General features: G+C 36.8%; 13 protein-coding genes and 2 tRNA genes. 14 read left to right on the top strand and 1 reads right to left on the bottom strand.

Annotated elements, in window-relative coordinates:
- Positions 1–285: 285 nt before the first annotated feature.
- From BV906_RS02240 to BV906_RS02225, 4 genes are all read left to right on the top strand, one after another.
- On the top strand, positions 286–906 hold the full coding sequence (locus BV906_RS02240; protein WP_087971839.1) for a succinate dehydrogenase cytochrome b558 subunit: 621 nt from the start codon (positions 286–288) through the stop codon (positions 904–906).
- A 27-nt stretch (positions 907–933) separates the two neighbouring features.
- Positions 934–2,685 (top strand): succinate dehydrogenase flavoprotein subunit, encoded by a 1,752-nt coding sequence (sdhA, locus tag BV906_RS02235; protein WP_087971838.1) that lies wholly within the window; start codon positions 934–936, stop codon positions 2,683–2,685.
- Between the two features lie 17 nt (positions 2,686–2,702).
- The gene (gene sdhB / locus BV906_RS02230; protein ID WP_087971837.1) at positions 2,703–3,467 is read left to right on the top strand and encodes a succinate dehydrogenase iron-sulfur subunit; all 765 of its coding nucleotides are present in this window, start codon (positions 2,703–2,705) and stop codon (positions 3,465–3,467) included.
- A gap of 77 nt (positions 3,468–3,544) precedes the next feature.
- On the top strand, positions 3,545–3,979 hold the full coding sequence (locus tag BV906_RS02225) for an acyl-CoA thioesterase (protein WP_087971836.1): 435 nt from the start codon (positions 3,545–3,547) through the stop codon (positions 3,977–3,979).
- A 199-nt stretch (positions 3,980–4,178) separates the two neighbouring features.
- On the opposite strand, the gene BV906_RS02220 is transcribed toward BV906_RS02225, so the two are convergent.
- Positions 4,179–4,403, bottom strand: a complete 225-nt coding sequence (locus BV906_RS02220; RefSeq protein ID WP_010651078.1) for a helix-turn-helix domain-containing protein — start codon at positions 4,401–4,403, stop codon at positions 4,179–4,181.
- A gap of 338 nt (positions 4,404–4,741) precedes the next feature.
- Between BV906_RS02220 and BV906_RS02215 the strand changes: the two genes are divergently transcribed.
- The 10 genes from BV906_RS02215 to BV906_RS02170 all read left to right on the top strand — a co-directional run bounded on the left by BV906_RS02215 (position 4,742) and on the right by BV906_RS02170 (position 12,127).
- Entirely contained in the window at positions 4,742–5,158 is a 417-nt protein-coding gene (locus tag BV906_RS02215) for a MarR family winged helix-turn-helix transcriptional regulator (protein ID WP_245843838.1), read from the top strand.
- A 21-nt stretch (positions 5,159–5,179) separates the two neighbouring features.
- A complete protein-coding gene (racE, locus tag BV906_RS02210) occupies positions 5,180–6,004 on the top strand; it encodes a glutamate racemase (RefSeq protein ID WP_087971834.1) in 825 nt (274 codons plus the stop codon).
- Between the two features lie 163 nt (positions 6,005–6,167).
- A complete protein-coding gene (locus tag BV906_RS02205) occupies positions 6,168–7,262 on the top strand; it encodes a GerMN domain-containing protein (protein ID WP_087971833.1) in 1,095 nt (364 codons plus the stop codon).
- 143 nt (positions 7,263–7,405) lie between these two features.
- Positions 7,406–8,161, top strand: a complete 756-nt coding sequence (gene rph / locus BV906_RS02200) for a ribonuclease PH (protein ID WP_087971832.1) — start codon at positions 7,406–7,408, stop codon at positions 8,159–8,161.
- Positions 8,162–8,172: 11 nt separating this feature from the next.
- Complete coding sequence (locus BV906_RS02195) at positions 8,173–8,766, top strand: XTP/dITP diphosphatase (RefSeq protein ID WP_087971831.1); 594 nt, start codon at positions 8,173–8,175, stop codon at positions 8,764–8,766.
- Positions 8,767–8,973: 207 nt separating this feature from the next.
- Positions 8,974–9,483, top strand: a complete 510-nt coding sequence (locus tag BV906_RS02190; RefSeq protein ID WP_087971830.1) for a metallophosphoesterase — start codon at positions 8,974–8,976, stop codon at positions 9,481–9,483.
- Positions 9,484–9,682: 199 nt separating this feature from the next.
- Positions 9,683–9,756, top strand: a tRNA-Gly gene (locus BV906_RS02185).
- 10 nt (positions 9,757–9,766) lie between these two features.
- A tRNA-Arg gene (locus BV906_RS02180) sits at positions 9,767–9,840 on the top strand.
- Between the two features lie 623 nt (positions 9,841–10,463).
- Positions 10,464–10,781, top strand: a complete 318-nt coding sequence (locus BV906_RS02175) for a peptidoglycan-binding protein (protein ID WP_087971829.1) — start codon at positions 10,464–10,466, stop codon at positions 10,779–10,781.
- A 365-nt stretch (positions 10,782–11,146) separates the two neighbouring features.
- Entirely contained in the window at positions 11,147–12,127 is a 981-nt protein-coding gene (locus tag BV906_RS02170; protein ID WP_087971828.1) for a tetratricopeptide repeat protein, read from the top strand.
- The last annotated feature ends 52 nt before the right edge of the window (positions 12,128–12,179 follow it).

The following is a 12,179-nucleotide window of genomic DNA, read 5'->3' as shown; positions in this document are numbered from 1 at the left end:
TAAAACATTCAGGAAATAAAGCGTGATTACTAGTATTATTATCTATATAAACCCGGGAATAATCAAGTACTCTTTAATTCTTTCTAAATTAGAAAATTTCTTCATTTAATTTCTATTAATCTATTAAATAATTAAGTTTTCTTGACGCTTTTCAGAGTTAGAAGTACAATAAATATGTTACAAATTTGTGCTATTTTAAAAAGTTGCTCTATTTCGCAATAAAGCGCTTTACTTTTTTTAATAGGCTACATAATTATCCAAGAGATTAGACTAAGGGGGGTAAACATGGCAGAACAGCGCGAGTTTTTCTACAGAAGATTGCATTCTTTTTTAGGAATTGTTCCAATTGGAATCTTTTTGGTACAACACTTAGTGGTGAATCACTTTGCTGTGTATGGAGAGGAAAGTTTTAATCAGGCGGCAGGTTTTATGGCAGGGCTTCCATTTGTATTGTTGCTGGAAATAGTCGTAATTTATCTACCAATCTTGTTTCATGCAGTTTTAGGGGTATATATTGTTTTTACTGCAAAAAACAATGTAAGTAGATATGGATTCTTCCGCAATTGGATGTTTAAAATTCAACGTTATACAGGGATTATTACTCTTATCTTCCTTGTATGGCACGTATTTGAAACACGAGTACAAATCGGGCTTGGAAATGCAGAACTAGATTATAGCTTAATGGAAGGTATTTTGACCAATCCATTCATGTTCTGGTTCTATCTAATCGGTGTCGTTTCAGCTGTATTCCATTTCGCTAATGGTTTATGGAGTTTTCTTGTTACATGGGGAATCACGCAATCTCCAAAATCGCAACAAATTTCAACCTATGCTTGTATTGTAGTATTTCTAGTAGTCAGCTATCTAGGTGTTAGAACGCTACTAACATTTGCGTATGGTATTTAATAGAAAGAGAAGGAGTGAGTCAACAAAATGAATAATCGTAAAGTCGCTGTTGTAGGTGGTGGGTTGGCCGGATTAATGGCAACCATTAAGTCTGCCGAAGCAGGCGTTAAAGTAGATTTGTTTTCTATTGTTCCTGTTAAGCGTTCTCACTCTGTATGTGCTCAAGGTGGTATAAATGGTGCCGTGAATACAAAGGGCGAAGGGGATTCTCCGTGGTTGCACTTTGATGATACAGTGTATGGTGGAGATTTTCTCGCCAATCAGCCACAAGTTAAGGGTATGTGTGATGCAGCTCCAGGTATTATACATATGTTTGATCGTATGGGGGTTATGTTTAATCGTACACCTGAGGGATTACTTGATTTTCGCCGTTTTGGTGGAACCCAAATGCATCGGACAGCATATGCAGGAGCGACAACAGGTCAACAATTATTATATGCGTTAGATGAACAAGTGCGTCGCTTTGAAGTAGAAGGCCTTGTTACGAAATATGAAGGTTGGGAATTTCTTCAAGCAGTTATTGATGAAGATGGAATTGCCAGAGGAATTGTAGCACAGGACATTAAGACACATGAAGTGAAAGCGTTTCGTTCGGATGCAACGATCTTTGCTACAGGTGGTCCTGGAATTATTTTTGGTAAATCAACGAACTCCATGATTAATACTGGATCAGCTGCAAGCATTCTTTATCAGCAGGGAGTAAAATATGCGAACGGTGAGTTCATTCAGATACATCCAACTGCAATTCCTGGTGATGATAAATTACGTCTGATGAGTGAATCGGCTCGTGGTGAGGGTGGACGTATCTGGACTTACAAAGATGGGGAACCATGGTACTTCCTTGAGGAGAAATATCCAGCATATGGTAATCTTGTTCCACGTGATATTGCCACTCGTGAAATTTTTGATGTTTGTGTAAATCAAAAACTAGGTATAAATGGGGAAAACATGGTTTACCTTGACCTTTCCCATAAAGACTCGAAAGAATTGGATATTAAATTAGGCGGAATCATTGAAATCTATGAAAAATTCGTAGGGGAAGATCCACGTAAAGTACCAATGAAAATATTCCCGGCTGTTCATTATTCTATGGGTGGTCTATGGGTTGATGCAGATCAAATGACAAATATCCCTGGAATCTTTGCCGCTGGAGAATGTGATTACTCCCAGCATGGCGGTAACCGTTTGGGTGCCAATTCCTTGTTGTCCGCAATCTATGGTGGGATGGTAGCAGGACCTAAGGCAATCGATTATATTGATGGTCTGGATGTCCATGCGGAAGATCTCTCGGAAGAGTTATTCAAAACCCTGGAAGATGATGAGAAGAATAACTTTGAAAACCTTATGAAAATGGAAGGAACAGAAAATGCCTACCAGATTCATAGAGAACTCGGGGAATGGATGACAGATAATGTTACAGTAGTTCGTGATAATGCGAAGCTTCTGAAAACAGATGAAAAAATCAAAGAGCTTCTTGAACGATGGGACAATATTAATATTAATGATACATCCCGCTGGAGCAACCAAGGTGTTATGTTTACACGTCAACTGAAACATATGCTTCATCTAGCTCGCGTCATTACGATTGGAGCCTATAATCGTAATGAAAGTCGTGGTGCCCATTATAAACCGGAATTCCCGGAACGTAATGATGAAGATTTCTTAAAAACTACGATTGCAGAATTTGATAAACAAGCAGCTTCACCTATGTTTAGTTACGAAGAAGTGGATGTATCGTTAATTAAACCACGTAAACGTGACTATACAACAACACATTAAAAAAGGAGTAAATAAAAATGGCTGAACAAAGTACAGTTACCTTTATCATAACTAGACAAGACGGCCCTGATTCTGCTCCATATGAGGAGACATTTGAAATTCCTTATCGGACAAATATGAATGTGATATCGGGTCTGATGGAAATCAGATCAAATCCTGTTAATGCCAAAGGGGAAAAAACAACCCCGGTAATGTGGGATATGAACTGTCTGGAAGAAGTATGTGGTGCATGTTCCATGGTCATTAATGGAACTGCAAGACAATCCTGTGCGGCATTGGTTGATCAATTGGAACAACCAATCCGTTTGGAACCAATGTCAACATTTCCGGTTGTACGAGATTTAATCATTGATCGTGAACGTATGTTTGATGCGTTGAAACAGATTAAAGCATGGATTCCTATTGATGGTACACATGATTTAGGTCCTGGTCCTCGTATGCCTGAAAAGAAACGCCAATGGGCATATGAATTATCCAAATGTATGACTTGTGGAGTTTGTCTGGAAGCTTGTCCGAATGTGAACGACAAATCAAACTTTATTGGACCTGCAGCCCTATCACAAGCACGTTTATTTAATGCACATCCAACAGGTGAAATGAATGCAAGTGACCGTCTAAGCGGTTTGATGGAAGATGGTGGAATTGATGGATGTGGGAACTCTCAGAACTGTGTACAGGTTTGTCCAAAAGGTATTCCTTTAACAACCTCCATCGCTGCAATGAATCGTGCAACAAACATTCAAGCGTTCAAAAACTTTTTTGGCAGTGACAATGCATATTAAGAACTAAATAATATATAATCATAATGGTCCTTTCCCTAAACAGGTGAGGGCCATTCTTATAGTAGGAGGCATATGACTTGAGGATTAATTATATAGATAATTTAGAAGGTTGGCGTTCGGGATTCAACTTTCATATTCCTATCAAAGTTCGATTTTCAGAAACCGATATGTATGGACATGTGAATAATGTTTCCCCATTCATTTATTTTGAAGAAGCTCGAATCGACTATCTTCAGGATCTGGGTATCGTCACGGATATATCGAATAAAGACTCAGCGATAATTGTTGCAGACCTTCAATGTGATTACTGGAAGCAGATCTATTTTAATGAAGAATTAAAGCTATACGTGAAAGTTGCTTCAGCTGGCAATACTTCATTTGACTTACATTATATGGCATTGAAAGAAGATGATGACATCGTACTGACCGGACGCGGAAGAATCGTTCACATTAATCCTCAGACAGGACAGTCAAAACCCCTTACCGAAGAAATGAAAAGAAAAATGCTATAGAACTGAATGAAACACACACAAAACCGACTTCCTATGAAGAGAAGTCGGTTTTCCCTAACATTAACTGGCTAAAAGCCCCTAACGAGAAGATTTAAATAATTTAAAAGTGAACTTGGGGATTTAGCTGCCAGTAGATGCCTGGTTTACTTCCGCTAACATTCAATGTGGAAGAATCCCACTCGAATGAAAATCCACTTTATTAGAGCTTTAATTCTCCCATGCGTAGAAGCTCGACTACAGCTTGTGACCGCCCCTTGACTCCTAATTTTTGCATAGCATTTGAAATATGGTTCCGGACAGTTTTTTCGGAAATAAACAACTCCTGTGCTATTTCTTTCGTTGTCTTATCCTGCACTAATAGTTCAAACACTTCTTTTTCGCGCTTGGTTAATAATTGCTTCGGTTTATATTCGTTGTCCTTCAAATGTTACCCCTCCTTGCTCTTCAGAGCTGCGGTATGAAGGGAAATTATTTAGTCAATATAGCTTATGAAATGGTGAAGAAATAGTGCGCACAATTAAGGGTGGGTATTCAAAAAAGCAATAAAATGATATTATAAAATATCTTCATTGGCTATTTGGATTCATTACATTATCTCTCATATTTGGGCAAATAATATAGCTACAAATAAATTGTATCTACACTAATGAATAAACCTTCAAATTATATGGACTGTGAACCTTTATGTTAAACTATTCCTTAAGAAAAGCAGTAGGGGGTAACATTTTGGGAAAAGATGCAACATTAGACTCGATCAAGAAAATGGAAAAAAGGCTTCGATACATTTCTGGTCTTATTAAGCAAAATGGCCGGCAAATTTTGAATAATTATCCGATCACTCCACCGCAATTTGTTGCATTACAATGGCTATTGGAAGAAGGAGATTTGACAATCGGGGAATTGTCCAATAAAATCAGCCTGGCATTCAGTACGACAACAGACTTGGTAGATCGTATGGAGAGAAATGAACTTGTAGAAAGACTACGTGATACAAATGATAGAAGGGTTGTTAGAATCCACTTATTAAACAAGGGGAAAGAAATAATTCTTGAAGTCATCCAAAAAAGACAGGAATACCTTGGGGAAGTTCTTGATAAGTTTACAGATAAAGAAAAGGATTCATTAAATAACTTGCTAGACTTTCTTCACGACGAAATGAAAAAGGTAAATGAAAAATAATAGCTTAGAGGTGACCTCAATTTGAATAGAGCAATTGGTGTAATTGATTCGGGAGTTGGTGGCCTAACCGTTGTCCATGAACTGATGAGACAATTGCCGAAAGAACAACTTATTTACTTAGGAGATACTGCAAGATGTCCATATGGCCCGCGAACAGAAGAAGAAGTAAAAAAATACACTTGGGAAATGGTAGAATTTTTGCTGACAAAAGATATAAAAATGCTTGTCATTGCTTGTAACACCGCTACCGCTTTTACATTACAGGATTTAAAAGAAAGATTGGCCATTCCGGTTATCGGTGTCATACAGCCTGGTGCTAGAGCGGCAATTAAATTCACAATGAATAACCAAGTGGGTATCATTGGTACAGAAGGCACGATTAGAAGCAGTGCATATACCCATGCATTGAAGAAAATCAAGCCAGATATTCATGTGACTGCACTTGCATGTCCTCTTTTCGTTCCAATGGTAGAGAAAGGGGTATTATCGGGCATTCAGGCAAAGGCAGTTGTTAATGAATCACTGCAACCATTAAAGAGAGACAGAGAAATGGATACTTTAATATTGGGTTGTACACATTATCCACTGCTAAAAGAGACAATTCAGGAAGTAATTGGGCGTCATGTAACAGTTATATCATCCAGTGAAGAAACAGCCAGAGAAACAAGCACAATATTAGAAGTACATCAATTAATGAATAAAGAAGAATTAACACCTGTACATCAGTTTTATGCAACAGGAGATTTGGAAATTTTTATTGAAATATCCAAGAGTATATTTAAAGAAGCTAATTTCCAAATGCTTACAATCAAACATGCAAAAATCAGTGATAATCAGGTATCCTAGTAAATTAGGTATCTGATTTTTTTGAGGGAAATGAGAGGTGTAGCTTACCTTTAAAAATTTAATACGAAGGCAATCGCGATTATTAATTTCTCTAACTTTGTTGGTCTATTTTTATATAAAGCTCGTATATATAGTAGTACAAACCATCGTAGGGGGGAATCACATGCGTAAGCGAGGAATACTTTTAATTGGCACGGTCAGTTTTGCGGTAATTTTATCAGGTTGTTTTCAGGGAGAACAATCATTGGAAGAAATAGATCCGCCACAAGATGCGGAAGCAGTGGATAATCTGGAAAACATAGCGGAAGAGGATGCCGAAGCAGTAAATGATAAAGATGCTGCTGAAGCAGTAAATGATGAAGATGCTGCCGTAACTGAAACCGTCCCGAGAGAATTATATTTAATTGATTCTAATGGAATGGTGGCTTCACAGACACTTGAATTGCCATCACCTAATTCCAAAGAAGTAGCGACACAAGTAATGGAATATCTGGTGAAAGGTGGCCCTGTAACACCAATTTTACCAAATGGGTTTCAAGCTGTTTTGCCTGAGGGGACAGAGATTCTAGGGTTAAATCTACAGGAAGATGGAACGATGGTTGTGGACTTATCCGAGGACTTTGAAAATTATGAGGCTACCGATGAGCAAAAAATTTTAGAAGCTATGACACATACGCTAACACAGTTTGAGAATGTTAATAAGATCATGCTTAGGATAAATGGACAACAATTAAATGAAATGCCTGTTAATGGAACGCCAATTAGTGATGGATACACTCGTGTCAATGGAATTAATATTGTTGATACAGATACATTGGACTTAATAGACAGTAAAGCGGTCACCATGTATTATCCTGCAGAACATGATGAGAACCGTTATTATGTTCCGGTGACACAATATATCGAATCAAATGAAGAGAGTGAATTCAGTTCCATCATCCAGGGTCTGATAGACGGACCGGGATTCAATACAAATGTGGTCCACGTATTCAATCCTGAAACAACATTAGCAAATAAACCCAAGCTCAACGATGGAGTACTGGAGATTATCTTTAATGAAGGAATATTAAAGGATTCCGATCAATCCATTATATCGGATGAAGTAATGGAAACCATTGTACGAACGTTAACAGAGCAACGGAATGTCGAAGCAGTAAACGTGAAGGTGGAAAACGTTGACCAACTAGTTAACGAAAGTGGGGAAGCATATACTGAACCAGTGACAAAGCAAGCTTTTCTACCTACAGAAAAACTGTAAACGAAGAGGCTGTGAAAACAGCCTCTTTTTAATTGTGCGAATAGAAAAGATTGCTATACTGTAATTTTCAATTAAATGTATCATCGTGTTTCTTTTGTATAAAATATGATAAGCTAATTTGTACGATGAGGAGGAAAGTTTTTATGAGAAATGATCAACGTGAAGTTAATAATTTGAGACCAATAAAAATGACAACAAACTATATCAGTCACCCAGAAGGATCTGTATTAATAGAGGTGGGTGATACGAAAGTGATATGTAATGCAAGTATTGAAGATCGTGTTCCCCCATTTATGCGTGGACAGGGAAAGGGCTGGATAACAGCCGAGTATGCCATGCTACCACGAGCAACTGCACAGCGTAATATTCGTGAATCATCGAAAGGAAAAGTAAGTGGTAGAACAATGGAAATACAACGCTTGATTGGGCGTGCCTTAAGATCTGTTGTTGACTTGGATAAGATCGGTGAACGGACTGTTTGGGTTGATTGTGACGTAATTCAGGCTGATGGCGGTACTAGAACAGCTTCCATTACAGGTGCATTTGTTGCGGTTGTTCTTGCTTTTGGTAAATTATTAGAAAATAAAAAAATTGCTAAAATGCCTGTAACAGACTTTCTAGGAGCTATTTCTGTTGGTGTTTTACCAGATGGTACAGAAATTCTCGACTTAAACTATGAAGAAGATTTTAAAGCACTTGTTGATATGAATATTATAATGACAGGTACTGGTGAATTTGTTGAAGTTCAGGGAACCGGTGAGGAAGCTACTTTCTCTCATAACCAGCTGCAAACTATGTTGAAGTTAGCTGACGAAGGAATCGGACAGATTATTGAAAAGCAAAGAGAAGTGATTGGTGAACTTTCAGGTCGAATTGGTGAAACAAATCTTCAAAAATAGGAGAATAAACAATGAATCAAATCATAATTGCTACAAAGAACGAAGGAAAAGCAAGGGAATTTAAGGATTTTTTTTTAAAACTTAATATCAAAGCTGTTTCATTACTGGATATGGATCAGAAGCTTCCAGATGTGGAAGAAACAGGTTCTACATTTGAGGAGAATGCTGGATTAAAAGCAGAGCAAATTGCCTCCTTGTTGAACACACCAGTACTTGCTGATGATTCCGGATTAATAATAGATGCATTGGATGGTCGTCCCGGTTTATTCTCAGCAAGATATGCAGGAGTTCCTAAAAACGATCAGGCAAACATTGAAAAGGTGTTAGAGGAATTAAAAAACGTCCCTTCGGATAATAGGTCTGCCAGATTTATTAGTGTGCTGGCTATCACGATTCCAGGAGAACAAACCATTTTTCACACGGGGTATTGTGAAGGGAAAATTGCAATAAAAGCAAAAGGTGAAAATGGATTTGGTTATGATCCTATTTTTATCCCTGTGAACCATGATGTAACAATGGCAGAGTTGACGGCTGAAGAAAAAAATGAAATTAGTCACCGGCGAAATGCGATTAGACAGTTGGAAAGATGGATACATAATCTATAAGTGGGCGTTCAAAAATGAAGATAAAATGGACATAGAGCGGCAAAGTCCCAGGAAGTAGACGGTGTTAGTAGAAGGATCCCTAAATGTTTTAGCGTGCGAAACGGAAAAGTGTGCTGTCATGCGAAATTCGATGTGTCATTTTTATTGGACTTTTTGAACAACCTCTATAAGCATTCATTTTAAAAAAGAGATTAAAGAGGTGATAATATGACAAAAGTACTCATTTTAAGTGACAGTCACGGTTTAACAGATGAACTTACTGTCATTAAAGAACGTCATCAACTAGAGTTGATGATTCATTGTGGTGATTCGGAACTGGAAATGGATGCCAAAGAGTTGGTGGGTTTCTATAAAGTGGCGGGGAATTGTGATTATGATGTAAGATATCCCAACGAACAGACGATTGAACTTGATGGAGTCACTTTTTATATTACGCATGGACATCTTCATAATGTGAAACAGAATCTATTAGGAATATCACACCGAGCGGAAGAAGAGAAAGCACAAGTAATATGTTTTGGTCACACACATATTGCAGGTGCTGAACAAGTCGGTATGCAGCTTTTGATCAACCCGGGAAGTATTCGATTGCCGAGAAATAGAGCGGAAAAAACCTATGCGATAATGGAATGGGAAAACCCATCTGCAATTACTGTAGATTTTTATACCGTTACAGGTAAAAAAGTAGAAGGGCTTACAACTCAAGCCTCTTTATAAATATATATGTGTTTATCGGGAAGTGATTCAAGTGTCTCCCGATAAACATTTTATATAAAGCATTTTAAAAAGGTGTTGACAAAAAAACATATCATGCATATAATAGTTCTTGTCCGCTAATTTAGATGCGAAATATTTTACATAATGAATTCATATGAAGTGCTTAATATAGTAATAATTAAATTATTTTTTCTACCATGCGGGTGTAGTTTAGTGGTAAAACCTCAGCCTTCCAAGCTGATGATGAGGGTTCGATTCCCTTCACCCGCTCCAATTATAATTTGTCCCAGTAGCTCAGCAGGATAGAGCAACAGCCTTCTAAGCTGTGGGTCGCAGGTTCGAATCCTGCCTGGGACATTCAAATAGGTTGACTTTTAAGAAAATAAAACTACTCATGATTGTTGTTATACAATTATGAGTAGTTTTTTAAAATTTAGATTAAAAGAATTTCTTCATTGTTTTCTATCCCTCTTTGTCCACATGTTTAACCTGTCTTTGCTTACCTTTAATTACAGCAGCCTTCATTTTACATACTCTAATTGGAGTGTTGTTAATTATGTTACATGGCTTGGTAAAACGACAGAAAAAGGATTAGAACGCAATAAAATAGATAAATGGTCTAACAGTAAGTCCAATCGGGCGAGCTGTTTTTTAAAATATAAAATAAAAGGGTGCAGTAGTGCAGTATATTCCCAGTTGGATCCATTCCAATTTCTATTATTCAGGGACATCACGCAATATCCAGGCAAGAATTTAAAATGTAACACAATATTCAATATTCAAAGGGCGAATTTTTGTTCTTAAATATACTATACGAGGAGGGTTAAAAATGGCTTATCTGATTGAAAAAAGGATAATACCAGGGTAATACAATCACCGTTTTATCCAGAAAAGGGAGCTCCTAACAACGGTATTGACGCTTATTATGGAGATAAAGCAGAAGATGTTGTAAAGCGCTTCCAAAGTTATTATGGACTTGATTGGATGGATTAGCTGGACAACAAGTTTATAACAAGCTAAACAGCAATAAGGCTTCCACCAGTGTTAAAAATAGTAATTCATTGCCAAATGCTGTCTACCGTGCAACTAGACCTTACCCTAATGGTAGTGGCGTAAAAGCGGTGCAAGAAGCGTTGGCATCTCTTTATTATTATACAGAAAAGGATGCAAAAAATAATGGAATTGATGGATATTATGGTCCGAAAACGGCTGATGCTGTTCGCAGATTTCAGAGTATGTACGGATTAACAGCAGACGAATCTATGGAACTGTTACAAATTAAAAATTTTTCTACGTAGTTCTTCTTTTTATATCGCTTTATATGGAGAAAATTTCCAATAGTTGTTTTAATTTAAACTAATATAGTATAGAATAAAATGTACTATAATTGATTCATACCACTTTTACAAGTATAATTATTTTAAACAGGGTTGGTTCCAATCATTGATATATTTAAGTTTCTTCTATTATATATGTCGGATTGGAATATTTAACAAAGAGAAACCTAAAGAGACTTACTAGGGTTCTCTTTTTTCTTAACAAGAAGTCTACTCTGTTGCAACATGCATACTGTTTAATGCAGATACTTTCTGTGTTTAAATTTTAAAAATCAGGGAATTTATATTTTATTATAGGTTCTCGTTCCAAGGAGAGAGGTGAATAAATGGAGTCGAAATCAGAAAATGTTATCCTTTTTCCCGGATTAAAGAAAGCGCTTGAAGAAGAAAGTTTAAAGGCGCTTCAGGAAAAAAAATATGAAGAAGCTTTAAAAAAACTGAACCAGTTAATAAGCTACCATGAGTATACATATGAAATAATTATCGGAAAACTAATTTGTTTAATGGAATTAGGCAGACACGAAGAAGCACAGGATCTTTGTGAAGATTTGATTCAACATAAAGATGAAAATTACTACCATTACGTACATATTTATTTAACTATCCTGTTTCAGACAAGCCAATACAGCCTGTTAATGGAACAGGTGGAATACGAGTTCGAGCAAAATAATGTCCCGGATATATTACATGAACAATTCAAACAGCTCCATGATATGAGTGAACAAATGAAATTGGATTTTACGATAGAAAATTCAAGTAACATCATTGATGAATTATTTGCCGCTGTAAATCAAGACAATCATGTAGAACAGTGGAATATCGTAGCCCAACTTAGAAGTATGAAAGCACAGCCTGTTAGTCAGGTGTTATCATTGTTGACGAATGACTATGTACATCCAGTTATAAAAACAGCTCTCCTTGACTGGATGAAAGATAATAAGATTTCGGATGAGGTAGAAATACATAAATTCAGTATCAGTATGTCCGTCATACCATCCGAGATTCCAGATTTAAAAGCTAATGAAAGTTTTAAAGAGATATTAAAAGTAATGCAGGATGTAGAGCAAAATAATCCAACGCTTTTTCAGTTGCTTGAACAACTACTTTATCGGTATATATATGTTATTTATCCATTTATACCGCCGGACGGAGACGTGGTAGAAATAGGGAAAGCAATTAAAAACATCGGTAGTCAGTATTTACAACTGCATACGAATCAAAATGAAGAAACAAACACAAAAGTGCAACACTACATGAAGGAAATCAGAATGTGCGATTCTTTGTATTTGAGTATCATTGAGGAGTAGTATCGGTGAACAATAATGCTTGAAACGCAAACAGATTATGTTATAATGAGAT

The sequence above is a fragment of the Oceanobacillus rekensis genome (assembly GCF_002153375.1).
GTDB lineage: Bacteria > Bacillota > Bacilli > Bacillales > Amphibacillaceae > Oceanobacillus > Oceanobacillus rekensis.
Note: the sequence above shows the minus strand (reverse complement) of the source record. Positions and strands in the feature narration are given on the sequence as shown.